At 70.3% G+C, this 15,694-nt stretch carries 12 protein-coding genes and 1 other RNA gene; 5 read left to right on the top strand and 8 right to left on the bottom strand.

The features are described from left to right. Positions 1 to 170: 170 nt before the first annotated feature. Positions 171 to 755 (top strand): GNAT family N-acetyltransferase, encoded by a 585-nt coding sequence (locus EXE50_RS08495; RefSeq protein WP_053771544.1) that lies wholly within the window; start codon positions 171 to 173, stop codon positions 753 to 755. Positions 756 to 1,077: 322 nt separating this feature from the next. On the opposite strand, the gene ffs is transcribed toward EXE50_RS08495, so the two are convergent. Both ffs and EXE50_RS08485 read right to left on the bottom strand, forming a co-directional pair. After that, an RNA gene (ffs, locus tag EXE50_RS08490) (signal recognition particle sRNA) lies at positions 1,078 to 1,389 on the bottom strand. A gap of 100 nt (positions 1,390 to 1,489) precedes the next feature. Further along, the gene (locus tag EXE50_RS08485) at positions 1,490 to 1,903 is read right to left on the bottom strand and encodes a hypothetical protein (protein ID WP_053771545.1); all 414 of its coding nucleotides are present in this window, start codon (positions 1,901 to 1,903) and stop codon (positions 1,490 to 1,492) included. A 148-nt stretch (positions 1,904 to 2,051) separates the two neighbouring features. Here EXE50_RS08485 and EXE50_RS08480 point away from each other — a divergent pair, with 148 nt between their 5' ends. Next, on the top strand, positions 2,052 to 2,510 hold the full coding sequence (locus EXE50_RS08480; RefSeq protein WP_137704824.1) for a hypothetical protein: 459 nt from the start codon (positions 2,052 to 2,054) through the stop codon (positions 2,508 to 2,510). Between the two features lie 82 nt (positions 2,511 to 2,592). Here the strand turns inward: EXE50_RS08480 and EXE50_RS08475 are convergent, their stop codons facing one another. Then, on the bottom strand, positions 2,593 to 3,237 hold the full coding sequence (locus EXE50_RS08475; protein WP_053771547.1) for a ferredoxin--NADP reductase: 645 nt from the start codon (positions 3,235 to 3,237) through the stop codon (positions 2,593 to 2,595). A 426-nt stretch (positions 3,238 to 3,663) separates the two neighbouring features. Between EXE50_RS08475 and EXE50_RS08470 the strand changes: the two genes are divergently transcribed. From EXE50_RS08470 to EXE50_RS08460, 3 genes are all read left to right on the top strand, one after another. Further along, on the top strand, positions 3,664 to 5,421 hold the full coding sequence (locus EXE50_RS08470) for a 2-oxoacid:acceptor oxidoreductase subunit alpha (protein ID WP_137704823.1): 1,758 nt from the start codon (positions 3,664 to 3,666) through the stop codon (positions 5,419 to 5,421). Between the two features lie 3 nt (positions 5,422 to 5,424). Continuing rightward, the gene (locus EXE50_RS08465) at positions 5,425 to 6,288 is read left to right on the top strand and encodes a 2-oxoacid:ferredoxin oxidoreductase subunit beta (RefSeq protein WP_137704822.1); all 864 of its coding nucleotides are present in this window, start codon (positions 5,425 to 5,427) and stop codon (positions 6,286 to 6,288) included. Positions 6,289 to 6,505: 217 nt separating this feature from the next. Beyond that, positions 6,506 to 7,741: a digeranylgeranylglycerophospholipid reductase gene (locus tag EXE50_RS08460; RefSeq protein ID WP_121599130.1), complete on the top strand. Its 1,236-nt coding sequence runs from the start codon at positions 6,506 to 6,508 to the stop codon at positions 7,739 to 7,741. A gap of 93 nt (positions 7,742 to 7,834) precedes the next feature. On the opposite strand, the gene citZ is transcribed toward EXE50_RS08460, so the two are convergent. From citZ to alaS, 5 genes are all read right to left on the bottom strand, one after another. After that, positions 7,835 to 8,980 (bottom strand): citrate synthase, encoded by a 1,146-nt coding sequence (citZ, locus tag EXE50_RS08455; RefSeq protein WP_137704821.1) that lies wholly within the window; start codon positions 8,978 to 8,980, stop codon positions 7,835 to 7,837. Positions 8,981 to 9,127: 147 nt separating this feature from the next. Beyond that, on the bottom strand, positions 9,128 to 11,008 hold the full coding sequence (locus EXE50_RS08450; RefSeq protein ID WP_137704820.1) for a PINc/VapC family ATPase: 1,881 nt from the start codon (positions 11,006 to 11,008) through the stop codon (positions 9,128 to 9,130). A 94-nt stretch (positions 11,009 to 11,102) separates the two neighbouring features. Beyond that, complete coding sequence (locus EXE50_RS08445) at positions 11,103 to 11,819, bottom strand: type 1 glutamine amidotransferase (RefSeq protein WP_137704819.1); 717 nt, start codon at positions 11,817 to 11,819, stop codon at positions 11,103 to 11,105. Positions 11,820 to 11,914: 95 nt separating this feature from the next. After that, positions 11,915 to 12,718: an alpha/beta fold hydrolase gene (locus EXE50_RS08440; protein WP_121599132.1), complete on the bottom strand. Its 804-nt coding sequence runs from the start codon at positions 12,716 to 12,718 to the stop codon at positions 11,915 to 11,917. 21 nt (positions 12,719 to 12,739) lie between these two features. Further along, positions 12,740 to 15,520 carry an alanine--tRNA ligase gene (gene alaS / locus EXE50_RS08435; RefSeq protein ID WP_137704818.1) on the bottom strand — a complete coding sequence of 927 codons (2,781 nt, stop codon included), beginning with the start codon at positions 15,518 to 15,520 and terminating at the stop codon, positions 12,740 to 12,742. Positions 15,521 to 15,694 lie beyond the last annotated feature (174 nt).

Genomic DNA, 15,694 nt, shown 5'->3' with positions numbered 1-15,694 from the left:
GGCGACCGCGACCGATAGCCACCCTCAAGGCGCCCGCGGCCGGACCCCGTGACATGACGGTCCGATTCGAGGAGCTCACCGTGGAGTGGCTCGGCTACGCGACGGCGCGGCTGGAGACGGACGGGGGCGGCGGGGAACCGCTTTTCACCTCCGGTCTCGTACGGGCGTTCATGTACGTCCGCGACGCCAAAAACCGTGACGAGGCGTGGTTGTTGGACGCCATCGAGCAGCTGGGGCTCGACGACGTCGCCTTCCGGTCGCGGGACTACGTGATCGCGGTCGACGAGGAGTCCGGCGACCGGGCGGGGTTCGGCCGCCTCCGCCTCCACCGCGGCGACGAGGACGAGGCCAACCGGATCGAGCTCACCGGCATCGGCGTCCTCCCGGAGTGGCGCCGGCGCGGCGTCGGGGCACACGTCGTCGAGCGCCTCGTCGACACCGCGGCCGCGGACGGGTTCGAGACGGTGTACGTCCTCACCGACCAGCCCGACTACCTCGCGCAGTTCGGGTTCGAGCGCGTCGACACCGACGACCTCCCGCCCGCGCTCTCGGACCGCCTGACGGAGAAGCGGGAGTTCCTCGGGGGCGGGGTCGTCGGCCTCGAACTGGCCGTCGACGCCTTCGAGATGCCGAGTGCCCTCCGGAAGGCGTTCAAAGACGCCGAGCCGACCGGCGACGACGAGCCCGAGGAGTCCGCCGAGGACTTCGGCATCGACCCGGACTCGGCGACGTACAAGTACGACACCGGTCGCTGAGTCGCGATACAACTGCTTTTGAGGTCGCGGTGGCGCGTGCCGGCGAGCGGCCGCCCTCGGCGGCCGCGAGGAGCACGCGCGAGGGACGCGGCGACCGTAGGGAGCCGCGAGGCTGGGGAGGCGTGAGGTGCCGTGCGGTGCGGGGGCGGGACTCGAAGGGGCAGTCGCGACTGGGGCTTCGGAGTGGTTCGGTCCGGTAGTGTCGGGTCCGCATCGCCGAGCGACTGGGGCTTCGGCGATGTTCGCGGTCGTGGTATCGGCGCTCACACCGACGAACGGAACGCCGCAGCGTCGCCACTCCTCGAACGAAACGAAGTATGAATGGCGGACAGGCGGGGTAGCCCGACGTTCCGTCACGGGGTATCCCGATTGCCTCCTCCACCCCGCGACCCGACGAGCGACGGGCGTCCGGCGGTGGGCTGCTCGCTTCCGCGCCTGACCCGGTGTCGCCGACGAACCGCGACGGACCGCTCCTGCGAGCGGGCGCCACGGACCGCTGTCCCCGGCGGACGAGGCTTCCACGTTGGCTCTCGGGGCCCGCGCCGGTCTGACCGGACGTGCCCGCTGTTCGGTCCCCGCTGAAGACTGCCTCACGGGTGACGAGCGGGGCCTAACCGCCCGACCTAGTCCGTTCGACGATATTCGGGTGCGGCATAAGGGCCTTTCGTTCGGCGGACGCCGGCGGGATGGGGCAGGGCGGGGCGGGGCGAGCCGTCGCGGAGCCGGGGGCGCGACTACGTCAGCAGGCCACGAGCGTACGCCGCGGCGGCGAGCGGGACGGGGACGGAGAGCGCGACGACGGCGCGCGCGTGCCACACGAGCCAGAGGTGGTCGCGGAACACCGGGCTCGGCTCGACGGCCAGCGCCCAGCTCGCGGCGCTCGCGGTCGTGGCGACGCCGAGGACGACCGCCACGCCCGCGAGCGTTCCGGGGTCGACGTTCCCGCGTTCGACGGAGGCGATGACGACCGCGGACAGCAGCGCGAACAGCGCGATCCCGCCCCAGCCGACGACGCCGGAGGCGTAGTACGTCGCCAGCTGCGACGTGTACTCCGGCCCCGTGATGAGCGCGTACGGCGCGACGAGCGCGACGACGGTGACCACGGCGGCGGCGATCCCGACCCGACGCGAGACGGCGCGGAGGTCCATACCGACCCTCGGGACGGCGCCGCGGTAAAAGGACCGGATCGGTCGCGGCGGGCCGGCGGGGCGGGCCGACGCGACGCGCGATAGAGGAGGGCGGCTCGGTGCGCCCCGTTCCCGTAGGGTTTTGGCTCATCGGCGCCCATCGTAGGGCATGACACTCGACGTCGAGCCGCCGGACCCCCCCGAACTCGCCGCCGTCGACCCGAACGAGTACGAGGACGCCGAGGTGGCGGGCGGCGAGTACCGCCGCGACGAGCTCGAGGCGTTCCTGCGCGAGGGCGCGTGGGAGGAGGCGTTCGGGGAGTGGGCCGCCGGCAGCGACATGGACGAAGGCGACTGGCGGATCGCCGTCGACCTCGGTCTAGTCTCCCGGTTCGACTTCTTCTGGGACGACTTCGCCGACCGCGTCGGCTACCACGCGCCGGGACTCCCCGAGGACTGGAAGGAGCGCGACCTCCATCCCGACCTCGACTCGTGGGGCACCGTCTCCGCAATCAACGCCGGGCTCACGGAGCTGGGACAGATCGTCTGTGAGACGCTCAAAGAGGAGTACATCGACTGGGAGGCCGACTTCGAGGCGCCGGACGACCTGCCCGACTTCGAGACGTAGCCGGCGGCTCGCGCGGGGTGGCTAAAGCGCGGCAGCACCGGCGGGGAGCGTACGCGGGAGGGCGCCGTCCGGGCAGCCGCGACTACCCGAAGTTCTCGACCTTCGCGGCGTCGGCGTCGCCGCCGGCCGCGTCGACCGCGGTCTCCGCGTCCGCGACGAGGTCGGCGAACCCGTAGACGAACACCGTCTCCCCGGTCGTCCCGGTGAGCACGTCGGCGACGGCGTCGGTCAGGGGCTCGTCCGCGTCGAGGAGGCGGACCGCGGCGCCGCGCTCGCGGAGCGCGTCGATCCGGTCGGCGTGGGCGACGTCGTCGTCGCGGTAGACGACCGCGGCCTCGGCGCCCTCGTCGAGCGCGCGCTCCGCGATGGCGACCGCGGGGCCGACCCCGGGCCCCCCCGCGATCACGACGGCGCGGGGCTCGCCGTCGTAGTGCTGGTCGCCGAACGGGCCGGAGAGGGTCATCTCGGTGCCGGCCTCGGCGTCCGAGAGGAACGCCGAGAAGTCGCCGCCCTCGTCGGGGTCGATCCCGACCGTGACCTCGAACGCCTCGCCGACGCGGGGCGACGAGAGGGTGTAGAAGCGGGCGACCGACTCGCCGTCGATCTCGGTGCCGAGCTTCACGAACTGTCCGGGTTCGGCTGCGAACCCCTCGGGCGCGGTGAAGCGGAGGGCGTACGTGTCGGGCCCGACCGACTCGACCGACTCGACCGTCGCTGTCGTGTCCATACTTCGGATCGGCGGGGGAGACACAAACGCCTTCCCGTCGGCGTCGGTCCTGCCCGTGTCGAAACCGGTTCCTGCGGGGCGCCTCAACCGACGCGTCCGGGGCAGCGCGGACGCGCTCGTCCGTCCGAGTCGACGTTCTCGCCGCGCCGACGCGACGCACTCACCTCGCTGACGCGACGGCCCGTCGCGGCGTCGCGGGGGCCGGCCCCGACCGAGAGTATTCGACGGTCGTCGAAAACCGGTCCGGCGCGAAGGGTCGATCGTGAGGAATATGGTGAACGTATGTTTGATTATACCCCAGTTGAATCCGATATAGCAGCTTAGAGGCGACAATATTCGCGAGAGTGGACACGTTCGTCCAGAAACGCCTCGGTGGCTCCTTCCAGAAGCCTTTTGATGAGTCCGCCGGAACCTTGCTCATAGCACATGGCTGCGGATTTCAACTGGGCTGTCGGCGGGGAGGCCGGCGACGGCATCGACTCGACGGGGAAGATCTTCGCACAGGCGCTTTCCCGCGCGGGTCGGCACGTGTTCACGTCGAAGGACTTCGCATCGCGGATCCGAGGCGGGTACACCGCCTACAAGGTGCGGACCTCCGTCGACAAGGTACAGAGCGTCGTTGACCGACTCGACGTGCTCATCGCGTTGACGCCCCGGACGATCGAGGAGAACCTCGACGAGCTCCACGAGGGGTCGGTGATCATCTACGACGGCGAGCGGACGACGATGCAGGACGTCGAGATCCCCGAGGGGATGATCGGCCTCGACGTGCCGCTCAAGAGCCTGGCCGAGGAGGCCGGCGGGGCGATCATGCGGAACGTCGTCGCGCTCGGCGCCGCCTGCGAGGTTGCGGAGTTCCCCATCGAGAACCTCGACTCGGCGCTGGAGAAGCGGTTCAAGGACAAGGGACAGAAGCTCGTCGACAACAACAAGGAGGCCGCCCGCGCGGGGCAGTCGTACGTCGCCGAGGAGTACGACCACGAGTTCGACTACTCGCTGGAGACCACCGACGAGGACTACGTCCTCCTCAACGGCGACGAGGCGATCGGCATGGGCGCCATCGCGGCCGGCTGCCGCTTCTACGCCGGCTACCCGATCACGCCCGCGACCGACGTGATGACGTACCTCACCGGCCGCATCGAGCGGTACGGCGGCCACGTCGTCCAGGCGGAAGACGAGCTGTCGGCGATCAACATGGCGCTCGGCGCGGCCCGCGGCGGCGCCCGCGCGATGACGGCGACCTCCGGGCCGGGGATCGACCTGATGACCGAGACGTTCGGGCTCATCGCCACCTCGGAGACGCCGCTCGTCATCTGTAACGTGATGCGCTCGGGCCCCTCGACGGGGATGCCGACGAAACAGGAGCAGGGCGACCTGAACCAGATGCTGTACGGCGGCCACGGCGAGGTGCCGCGGTTCGTCCTCGCGCCGACCACCATCGACGAGTGCTTCTGGAAGACGGTCGAGGCGTTCAACCTCGCCGAGAAGTACCAGGTCCCCGTCTACCTCACCGCCGACCTCTCGATGGCGGTCACCGAGCAGACGTTCTCCCCGGACACCTTCGACATGGACGAGGTGGAGGTCAACCGCGGGAACGTCGTCGACGAGACGACGATCGACGACCACATGAGCGACTCGGGCGGCTTCCAGCCCCACGAGATCACCGACGACGGGATCTCGCCGCGGGCGTTCCCCGGCACGGCCGACGGCGCGCACATGTCCACCGGCCTCGAACACGACGAGCAGGGCCGCCGGACCGAGGACACCGAGATGCGAGTCGCGCAGGTCGACAAGCGCAACCGGAAGGTGGAGACGGCCCGCGAGCGCGAGGACTGGAGCCCGCGCGAGTTCGGCGACGCGGACGCCGACGACCTCGTCATCACCTGGGGGTCGAACGAAGGCGCGCTCGCCGAGGCGGTCGACATCCTCGACGAGGAGGGCCAGGACGTGCGGGTCCTCTCGGTCCCGTACATCTTCCCGCGACCGGACCTCTCTGAGGACGTGGCGGCGGCCGAGACAACGGTCGTCGTCGAGTGTAACGAGCAGGGGCAGTTCGCGGACCTCGTCGAGCACGACGTGCTCGAACGGGTCGACCGCGTGAACAAGTACAACGGCGTGCGGTTCAAGGCCGACGAACTCGCAGCGGAGATCAAGTCGACCCTCGAAGCGGGGGTGGAGGCGTAACCAATGAGCTCAGACATTCGATTCACCGACTTCAAGTCCGACAAGCAGCCGACGTGGTGCCCGGGATGCGGCGACTTCGGGACGATGAACGGGATGATGAAGGCGCTCGCGGAGACGGGGAACGACCCCGACAACACCTTCGTCGTCGCCGGCATCGGCTGTTCCGGGAAGATCGGCACGTACATGCACAGCTACGCGCTCCACGGCGTTCACGGGCGCGCGCTCCCCGTCGGGACCGGCGTCAAGATGGCCCGGCCCGACATCGAAGTGATGGTCGCCGGCGGCGACGGCGACGGCTACTCCATCGGCGCGGGCCACTTCGTCCACGCCGTCCGGCGCAACGTCGACATGACGTACGTCGTGATGGACAACCGCATCTACGGGCTGACGAAGGGGCAGGCCTCCCCGACCTCCCGCGAGGACTTCGAGACGTCGACGAGCCCCGAGGGCCCGAAACAGCCCCCGGTCAACCCGCACGCGCTGGCGCTCGCCTCGGGCGCGACGTTCATCGCGCAGTCGTTCTCCTCGGACGCGCTCCGCCACCAGGAGATCATCCAGGAGGCCATCGAGCACGACGGGTTCGGCTTCGTCAACGTCTACTCGCCGTGCGTCACCTTCAACGACGTCGACACCTACGACTACTTCCGCGACTCGCTGGTCGACCTGAAGGAGGCGGACCACGACCCGACCGACCGCGAGGCGGCGAAGGACGTCATCCTCGACAACGAGAAGGAACACCAGGGCGTCATCTACAGGGACGAGTCGTCGGTGCCGTACCACGAGCAGCACGGCGTCGACGAGGACATGTCCGTGCTCCCGGACGGCGCCCCCGAGGGCGCGACCGACCTCGTCCGCGAGTTCTACTGAGCCGGGTCGCGGGCCCGCCGCCGGGCCACGGACCGACCCTCGCGAACGGGTCCGCCCCCCCCCGCGATCGGAGGGTCGGAGCCGACTTCGAACGCCCGTCGAACCCGCCCGCATTCCGACCTCTCTCGACGGCCAAAACCAGGCGAACGAGCGGGTTCGCACGTATTTTCCGTCGGGTTTCAGCAAGCCTAATTAGGAGGGTCCGCAACTGGCGTGTATGGTTGATCGCTACGACGTCGCTATCGCCGGCGCCGGGCCGGCGGGCGCGCAGTGCGCCCGCGACCTGGCGACGCGCGACTACGACGTCGTCGTCTTAGAGACGGAGTCGGAAGACGAGTTCCCGCGACAGAGCAACAAGTCGACCGCCGGCACGTTCCCGTCGATGATGTCCTCGTTCGGGATCCCCGACGACGTCGTGATGTCCTACACCGACGACGTGGTGCTGGAGTCGCCAAACGAGTACTACGAGAGCTACCAGCCCGGAGCGGTGTTGGAGTTCGCGGAGTTCAAGCGGTTCCTCGTCGAGGACGGCCGCGAGAACGGCGCCGAGTACCGATTCGACGCGCGCGTCTCCCGACCGATCCTCGACGACGACGGCGTCATCGAGGGGGTGCGGTACAACGGCGACGAGGAGCTGTACGCCGACGTGGTGATCGACGCGACCGGCCCGGCCGCGCCCCTCGCGAGCGCGCTCGACGTCGTCGACCTCGAACGCGAGAACCAGGCGATCGGCATCGAGTACGAGATGGAGGGCGTCGAGATGAACCACCCGGAGTACGCGGACCTCCGACGGGCGATGATGCTCCGCCTGGACCACGACATCGCGCCGGGCGGCTACTCGTGGATCTTCGCGACCGGCGAGGACACCGCGAAGGTGGGCATCTGTTACATCCAGAACGACCGCCACCGCGAGTTCGCCGAGGCGGGCAAGACCGTCGACGGCTACCTCGACGACTGGGTGAGCCGCGACCCGCGGTTCGCCGACGCCGAGCGCATCGACGGGAAGGTCCACCGCGGCTCCGCACACATCCAGATGCCCGACGAGATGCACACGGACCGCTTCCTCGCGATCGGCGACACCGTGCCGACCATCGACCCGCTGTGGGGCGAGGGGATCCACAAGGGCATGAAGTCCGCCCGCGCCGCGGCGGCCACCGTCGACCGATGCCTCACGGACTCGGAGCGTCGCCTCGACGCCGAGAGCCTCGCGGTGTACGAGCGGCTGTGGCACCGCGACGTGGCCCCGCGGATGAAGGCGCGGCTGATGCTCACGCGGCTGCTGTACCTCGCGCCCAACGAGCGCTACGACCGGTTCATGCGCGACCTCAAGGAGGCGGAGGAGAACACCCTCGAACGGGCGAACCAGGGCGACAAGCGCGCGATGGCGAAGCTGCTTCACCTCGACGACATCCCGCTGCTCACGAAGTTCGCCCGCGAGCGACTCGACGTCTGAGAGGCCGTCAAAGAACCTGCGGCGACGTCGAAGCGTCCGTGACGCTGAAAGAGAGAAAGCGCGTCGGGAGACGGACCGCGTCGGTCGCGGTCGCTATCGCTCGTCGATGGGGACGAACTCGGCGTCCTCGGGGCCGGTGTACCGCGCGCGCGGACGGATGAGGCGGTTGTCCTCCTGGTACTCGGCGACGTGGGCGATCCACCCGCCGACGCGGCTCATCGCGAAGATGGGCGTGTACATGTCGAGCGGGATGCCGAGCGAGTCGTAGACGGAGCCGGAGTAGAAGTCGACGTTCGGGGCGATCCCCTTCTCGACGAGCCCCTGGTCGGTGAGGTACTCCTCGATGGCGGTGGTGTAGTCGAGCCACTTCGTGTCGCCGGACGACTCGGCGAGGTCGCGGAGCTTCTCTTCGAGGATCTTCGCGCGGGGGTCTTTGACCTTGTAGACGCGGTGCCCGAACCCGGGAATGCGCCCGCCGTCGTCCTGCCGGTCTTTCACCCACTGGACGGGATCCTTCGCGGAGGCGTCGATCTCGTGGAGCACCTCCATCACGTCCTGGTTGGCCCCGCCGTGGAGGGGACCGGAGAGCGCGCCGATGCCGCCGGTGACGCCGGAGTAGACGTCGGCCATCGTCGAGCCGATCACCATCGCGGTGAACGTGGAGGCGTTGAGCCCGTGGTCGGCGTGGAGCGTGAGCGCCATGTCGAACGTCTCCTCGCTCACGGCGTCCGGCTCGGTCCCGGTGAGCATGTAGAGGAAGTTCCCGGCGTGCGAGAGGTCCGGATCGGGGGCGACCGGCTCCTCGCCCTGACGGACGCGCTCGAACGCGGCGAGGACCGTCGGGATCTTCGCCGTGATCCGGCGGCCCTGACGGAGGGTGGCCTCGCCGTCGTCGTCGCCCTCGGCGTCGGGGTCGTACGCCGACAGCATCGACGCGGCGGTCCGGAGCGCGGCCATCGGTCGCTCGCCGGCGTCCGCGAGCGCGCGGACCGTCTCGATGACGTCGTCGTCGACCTCGCGCTCGGCCGCGAGGTCGGCGGCGAACGAGTCGAGCTCAGCGGCGCCGGGGAGCGAACCGTGCCACAGCAGGTACAGCACCTCCTCGTAGCTCGCGCCGCGCGCGAGGTCCTCGATGTCGTACCCCCGATACACGAGCTTTCCGACCTCGCCGTCGACGTAGCTCAGATCCGACTCCGCGACGAGGACGCCCTCGAGCCCGCGTTTTAACTCATCTGCCATACCCCGAGTTGTCAAGGCCGTCAAAAAAGCGTTATCTTTCAGGAGGGATACGATACGACGATCGTGGTACCCCGCCGCGTCGTCCGACGACGTGACAGCGTTCGGAAACGTCCGGCTCGCGGCGCGACCGACCGGGGACGGCCTCGCTTACCGCGCCGGAACGACCGTCACCGTGCGGTTCCGATCGATCGCGTCCTCCAGTTCCTCGGCGATGGCGGAGCCGCGGGAGACCTGGACCTCGCCGCCGCGGCCGACGGTGGCGGTGAAGAGGTACTCGCCGTCGGCGCGCACCTCCACCGTCTCGCCGACGCCGTCGTCGACGTCGATGACGACGTGACGCGAGGTGATCTCAGGCGCGACCACCGTGCCGCGCTCGGCGCCGACCTGCCCGTCGCCGCGACCGTTGTCGGCGGCGCCGCCCGGGCCCGACCCGCCGGGCTTCTCGTCGTGCGTCCGGACATCGATGTCGATCCCGAGGCGGTTCTCGATGTCGGCGATGCGGCCGCCCCCCTTCCCGATCACCGTGCCGATGTCGCCCTCGGTGACGTAGACGACCGCCTCGTCGTCACCGTTGAGCTCCACGTCGACGTGGCCGTGCGCGACCGACTTGATCTCGCGTTCGATCTCCTTTTTCGCGATGCGGCCGACGCCGGAGTCCCCGTTCGCCTCGCCGCCGTCCTCGTTCAGCGGCACCGTGACGACCTGGCGGTTGAACGTGTAGATCTCGTACTCGGGCCGGCCCGTCTCGAAGTTCGACACCTGGATGACCGGGCGGGCGAGGTCCTCGGCCGTGAGTCCGGCCGGCACCTTCACCTCGGTGGTCACGTCGTAGACGGTGTGGACCTCGCCGGCCTCGATGTAGACGACGGTGTCGACGATCTGAGGTATCATCCCGAGCTCGACGCGGCCGACGAGCCGCTGGAGCGCGTCGATGGCGCGGGAGGCGTGGACGACGCCGACCATCCCGACGCCGGCCATCCGCATGTCCGAGAACACCTCGAAGTCGTTCGTCTTCCGGACCTCGTCGTAGATGGTGTAGTCGGGGCGGACCAAGAGGAGCGAGTCGGCGGTGTTCTCCATCGCGCCGCCGAGCGCGCCGTACTGCGTGATCTCCGGGCCGACCTGGAGGTCGCGCGGCTTCTCCATCGTCTTCACCGCGTAGTCGCTGTCGTTCAGGAACTCGGCGACCGCCTGCGCGAACGTCGACTTCCCGGCCCCGGGCGACCCGGAGATGAGCACGCCGCGCTTGCGCTCTTTGAACCGCTCGCGGAGCTCGTCGGCGAACTCGTAGTCGTCGAGGCTCGTCTTCGCGATCGGTCTGACCGCCGTGATCTCGATGCCGTCCGCGAACGGCGGCCGGGCGACCGCGATCCGGTAGTTGCGGAACTGAACGATGTCCATCCCGTCGTCCGAGAGCTCGATGAAGCCCTCGTTCGACTGGCGGGCCAGGTCGACGATCGAGTTGGCACACTCGCGCATCTGGGCCTCCTCGCTCGGCTCGTCGGCGATCTCGACGTAGCGCATCTCGCCGAGGCTCCCGCGCTTCGCCTTCGGGACGGTGCCCGTCTTGAGGTGGACCGACATCGTCTCGTCGGTGAAGAAGTCCTGGATCGGGAGCTCGTCGACGACGCCGCGGGCGACCGGCTCGACGTACTCGACGTCGAGCCCCTTCGCGCGGGCGACCTCGGCCTGGACCACGTCGCTCGACAGCAGCGTCGCGTCGTGGTCGGCGGCCAGGTCGCGGATCAGCGCGTCCACGTCGCCCTCGTGGGCGTTCGAGCGGGCGTCGCCGCTCGCGCGCTCGCCGACGTACCGCAGCTCGATCCGCCCGTCGTCGGCGTAGTCGGCGAGCCGCTTCAGCTCGCTCAGCCCGTCCCAGCCCGATTCGAGCCCGTCGTTCGCCTGCGACTCGAGCTCGCCGACGACCGCCTCCGGGACGAACACGGCGACCGACTCGTAGGTCCCGTCCGCGACGCGTTCGGACACGCGGCCGTCGACGACCGCGCTCGTGTCCGGTACTACGTTCATACCGAGGTTCGGGACGGGAACCGTATAAGCGTGTTCGACCGGGGGCCGCGTCGGCGACGGGGAGGAAGAGACCGACCGCGGCCGCCCGTCCCGGTCAGTCGTCCGCGGCGGCGGCGTCCGCGCGCTCGGCCGCCAGCCGCTCGGCGGAGGCGGTGAAGTTCTCGAACAGCGCCTTCGCCTCGCAGGCGGCGTCGTACGCCTCGAGGGTGATCGCTTCCAGGACGGCGTCCACGCGGGCGTCGCCGATCTGGTCCCGCTTGCCGTCCGTCACGTCGCGGGCGGTCTCGACGTCGTACTCGGGGTGGAACTGGACGCCCCAGCAGTGCCCGTCGCGGAACGCGTGGACGCCGCGGTCGTTCTCGGCCAGCAGCGTGGCGGACGGCGGCAGTTCGACCACCGCGTCGCCGTGGGTCGTGAAGGCCGTGAACGACTCGCCGATCCCCTCGAACAGCGGGTCGTCGCGCACCTGCCGGATCTCGTTGTAGCCGATCTCGAAGCCGTCCATCCCGGCGACGCGGCCGCCGAGCGCCTCCGCGAGCACCTGATGGCCGTAGCAGACGCCGAGGACCGGGACGCCGGCGTCGGCCGCCTCGGCGACGTAGTCGACGAGCGGGGAGATCCACGCCTCGTCCCAGTAGACCGACGAGCGCGATCCGGTCACGACGACGCCGTCGAACTCGGTGTGGTCGGGGAGGTCGCCGTCGACGGCGTCGAACTCGACGAGGTCGGCGTCGATCTCGCGGCGGAAGTTCCGACGGGTGTTCGCGCCGTCGTGGGCGGCGTTCAACAGGGCGAACCGGAGGCGGGTCATCGACCGAACGGAGATCCGAGAGTCACAAAACGGTTGCGGCGCCGGACGTGCCGGCCGCCGACGCGGACGCCGCGCTCGCTCGTCGACGCGCGGCCCTACGCGAACGGGTCGCCCGCGTGTTCGGCGAGCCACCCGACGAGCAGGTCGTTGACCGCTGCCGACGCCTCGACGCCGACGAGGTGTCGGGCGCCCTCGATCGAGTGGAACTCCCCGCGCGGGAGCCCCTCGGCGAGCGTCTCGCCGGCCGTGACCGGGCAGGCGGTGTCGTCGGTCCCGTGGACGACCAAGGCCGGGGTCGTGACCTCGAAGAGGTCGTCGGTCAGGTCGAACCCCTCGACCGCGGCGCGGTGGGCCGCGTACGTCTCGCGGTCGGCGTCCTCGGCGAGGCGCCACTCCGCGATCCGCGAGAGCGCGTCCGGGTGCGCCTCCCGGAAGTCGGGCGAGAGCAGCCCGGAGAGCGACCCCTCGACCGCGGCCGGGTCGCTCGGATCGGCCCAGACGCCGGCGGGGTTGTACGCGTCGCCCGCGGGGGGCGTCCCGATCAGGGCGAGGCTCGCCGGCCGCGAGGAGGCCAGCGCCGCCGTCAGCGCGACCATCCCGCCGAGGCCGTAACCGACGAGGTGGGCGTTGCGGATCCCCTCGGCCGCACAGACCGCGTCGAGGTCGGCCGCGAGCGCCTCGACCCCGTAGGGGGCGGGCGGGGCGTCCGACCGGCCGACGCCGCGCGTCTCCGGCGTGACGACCGTGTGCGGGCCCGTCAGCGCGGCGTGTTGCCAGCCGAACTGCCACGCGCCGAGGCCGACGTCGCCGCAGAACACGACCGCCTCGCCGGAGTCGCCCGCGTCGGGCGCGTCGACCTCGTAGCGGATCTCGACGCCGGCGTTGGTCGCGTGGGGCATGGCGGAGTCCGTGTGGGGCCGTCAGGCCTCCTGGAGGTTGCGGAGGACGTCCGGCGCCGCGTCGAGCGCGTCGTCCAGCGCGTCCGCGTCCGGACCGCCGCCCTGCGCGAAGTCCGGCGGGCCGCCGCCCCCGCCGCCCACGCGGCCGGCGAGCTCCGAGACGACCTGCCCGGCGTTCACGTCGACGCCGTCCGGGACGCCGACGACGAAGCTCGCGGAGCCGTCGGCGCCGCTGCCGATCACCGCGACCTTCCCGTCGTCGACGTGGGCGTTCGCGGTCGCGCGCAGCTCGTCGGCGTCGCCGTCGAGCCGCTGGATCACCGCCGTCGTCCCGGCGACCTCGACCTCCTCGGCGTCGGCGCCGCCCGACGCGCGCGCGGTCGCCAGCTCCTCTTTGAGCGACTCGATCTCCTTCCCCCGCGCCTTCCACTCCTCGAAGAAGCGCTCGGCGGTGTCGGGCACGTCGAGGGGGTCGACGTCCAACACCTCGGCCGCGTCGTACAGCGCGTCCTCGGTGCGCTGGGTCGCCTCGACCGCCGCGGCGCCGGCCGCGAAGGCGATCCGCTCGACGCCGTCCTGGACGGGCTCCGTCTTCAGCACCTTCACGGCGCCGATCTCGCCGGTCCGGTCGACGTGGGTGCCGGCGCAGGCCTGGACGTCCGCGTCGCCGACGTGGATCAGGCGGACGTTCGTTCCCGGCGGGACGCCGCCTTGGTACAGGTCGAAGCCGTGCTCGGCCTCCGCCTCGTTGCGGTCGGGCCACTCCTGCCGGACGGGCACGTCGTCCCGGATCAGCTCGTTCGCGACGCGCTCGATCGCCTTCACGTCCTCGCGGGTGACGCGCTCGAAGTGGCGCACGTCGAGCCGAGCGGAGTCCGTGCCCTTCTGGGCGCCCGCCTGTCGGACGTGGTCGCCGAGCACCTGCCGGGCGGCGTGGCCGATGAGGTGCGTCGCGGTGTGGTGCGCGCGGAGCCGCTCGCGGCGGTCGCCGTCGACCTGCCCCGTGACGAACTCGCCCTTGCCGGGGTCCGCGTCCGCGCGGTGGAGGACGACCCCGTCGACCTCCTGGACGTCGGTGACGTCGACGGTGGTCTCGCCGACCGTCAGCTGGCCCCTGTCGGCCGGCTGGCCGCCGCCCTCGGGGTAGAACATCGTCTGGTCCAAGACCACGTCGTACCCGTCCTCGGCGTCGAGCACGTCGAGGACGACCGCCTCGAACTCGGTGCGGCCCTGGTCGTCGTAGAACAGCTTTTCCGTCTCGGGGAGGTCGGCGAGCCGCTCGTCGCGCTCGTCGGCCGCCGCCGCGGCGTCGCCCTCCTCGTGCCGGTCGGCGACGAGGGCGTAGAAGTCGTCGGGCACGTCGACGGTCGCGCCGCGCTCGTCGGCGATGTCGGCGACCATGTCGGGCTGGATCCCGTGGGAGTCGTACAGCTCCAGCAGCTCCTCGGTCGGGATCGGCTCGCCGGTGCCGGCGTACTCGTCGGCGAGCTGCTCGACCTTCCGGGCGCCGCGCTCCAAGGTCCGCTCGTACTTCCGCTCCTCGCTGCGGACGATCTCGCGGATGGTGTCGCGGTTCTCGTAGCCGAGGCGGTCGGCCTGCATGTCGACCAGCTCGTCGAGGGGCGCGTCGACGCCCACCTCGTCGACGAGCCGCTTCATCCGCCGCAACACCATGCGGGCGAGGTAGCCAGTGCCGACGTTCGAGGGGACGATCTCGTCGCCGAACATGTACGCGAGCGTCCGCGAGTGGTCGGCGAGGGCGTAGATCGATTCGAGCGGCTCCACCAGCTCGCGCAGCCGGTCGACGTCGACGTCGAGCCGGTCGGCGATCTCGCCGCGGGCGGCCTCCACGTCGTCGACGTCGTCGATGTCGAGCCGCCCGGAGAGCTTCGCGGCGCGGTGGACGATCTCTCGCTCCGCCTCGGTGTGTTCGATCCCGGCGTTGTCCTTCAAAAAGTCGATGGCGTCGGGGTACACCGCCTCGTACACCGTCGCGGTCCCCTGGCTCATCCAGGTCCACCGCTCTAACCCGTACCCGGTGTCGACGATGTAGGTGTCCATGAACGAGTACGAGTTCCCGTCTTTCATCTCGTAGTCGCCCTCGGGGTCCTGTTCCATACACATGAAGACGAGCGTCGCCAGCTCGGCGCCCTTGTAGATGACCTCGATGGCGGGACCGGCGTTGCCGCCGCCGACCCACGGGTCCTCGATGTAGGTGATCTCCGAGAGGTCGGCGCCGAGGCTCTCGAATAGCTCGTCGCAGTACCGGACCGTCTCGTCTTTCCAGTACACCTCGCCGTGGTAGGCGTACTCGTCCTCCTCGACCTCCTCGCGCGTGTTGAACGCGTGGTGGGCCATCATCTCGAACGCCATCGTGTGCCGGCCCGTCTTGCCGACGTTGTCGATGTCCTGCATCCGGATACAGGGCTGTGAGATGGTGAGGGGGTTCGCCGGCGGCGGCGTCTGCCCGGAGGTGACGAGCGGCTGGAAGTCGTAGATGGACGCCTGGGTCAGGAGGACGTCGTCGCGCCAGCGGTTGGCGGCGACCGGGTACGGGTCGATCCGCTCGTGGCCGTGCTCCTCGAAGAAGGAGAGGAACGCCTCGCGCATCTCCGACAGCGACCGGGCCTCCGGGAAGCCGGGATCGTCGATGAAGCTGTAGTCCTCACAGGGCGGCTCGCCGCAGAGTTCTCGCTCCGCGTCGCGGGTCCAGAAGTGCGCGCCACAAGAGGGACACTCCTTGCGCTCGAACCCCTCCTCCTCGAAGTAATCGAGACGGTACTCCGCTTCGAGATCGCTCATTACACGAACGTGGCCCGTGTTGCTCCAAAAGGGTTCCGGGGTCGCTCGTCGGCCGCGACGCGCCGTTCGCCGCCGCGAGCCGGCGCCGACCGACGGTCCTCAGAGGGAACGCCGCTGACCGGTCGGAAATGGCCGACCGCGTCGGGATTCGTCGATCGGTAAGAAGATTTATAC

This window comes from Halorubrum sp. ARQ200 (assembly GCF_005435115.1).
GTDB classification, from domain to species: domain Archaea; phylum Halobacteriota; class Halobacteria; order Halobacteriales; family Haloferacaceae; genus Halorubrum; species Halorubrum tropicale.
This window is presented reverse-complemented; position numbering and strand designations above follow the sequence as displayed.

Coding starts and splice junctions, on each gene's coding strand:
- EXE50_RS08445 (WP_137704819.1), bottom strand. CDS start 11,819: ATGACCCGCCTCCGGTTCGCCCTGTTGAACGCCGCCCACGACGGCGCG.
- EXE50_RS08465 (WP_137704822.1), top strand. CDS start 5,425: ATGAGCTCAGACATTCGATTCACCGACTTCAAGTCCGACAAGCAGCCG.
- EXE50_RS08450 (WP_137704820.1), bottom strand. CDS start 11,008: ATGAACGTAGTACCGGACACGAGCGCGGTCGTCGACGGCCGCGTGTCC.
- EXE50_RS08480 (WP_137704824.1), top strand. CDS start 2,052: ATGACACTCGACGTCGAGCCGCCGGACCCCCCCGAACTCGCCGCCGTC.
- EXE50_RS08460 (WP_121599130.1), top strand. CDS start 6,506: ATGGTTGATCGCTACGACGTCGCTATCGCCGGCGCCGGGCCGGCGGGC.
- EXE50_RS08470 (WP_137704823.1), top strand. CDS start 3,664: ATGGCTGCGGATTTCAACTGGGCTGTCGGCGGGGAGGCCGGCGACGGC.
- EXE50_RS08495 (WP_053771544.1), top strand. CDS start 171: ATGTACGTCCGCGACGCCAAAAACCGTGACGAGGCGTGGTTGTTGGAC.
- EXE50_RS08475 (WP_053771547.1), bottom strand. CDS start 3,237: ATGGACACGACAGCGACGGTCGAGTCGGTCGAGTCGGTCGGGCCCGAC.
- alaS (WP_137704818.1), bottom strand. CDS start 15,520: ATGAGCGATCTCGAAGCGGAGTACCGTCTCGATTACTTCGAGGAGGAG.
- EXE50_RS08440 (WP_121599132.1), bottom strand. CDS start 12,718: ATGCCCCACGCGACCAACGCCGGCGTCGAGATCCGCTACGAGGTCGAC.
- citZ (WP_137704821.1), bottom strand. CDS start 8,980: ATGGCAGATGAGTTAAAACGCGGGCTCGAGGGCGTCCTCGTCGCGGAG.
- EXE50_RS08485 (WP_053771545.1), bottom strand. CDS start 1,903: ATGGACCTCCGCGCCGTCTCGCGTCGGGTCGGGATCGCCGCCGCCGTG.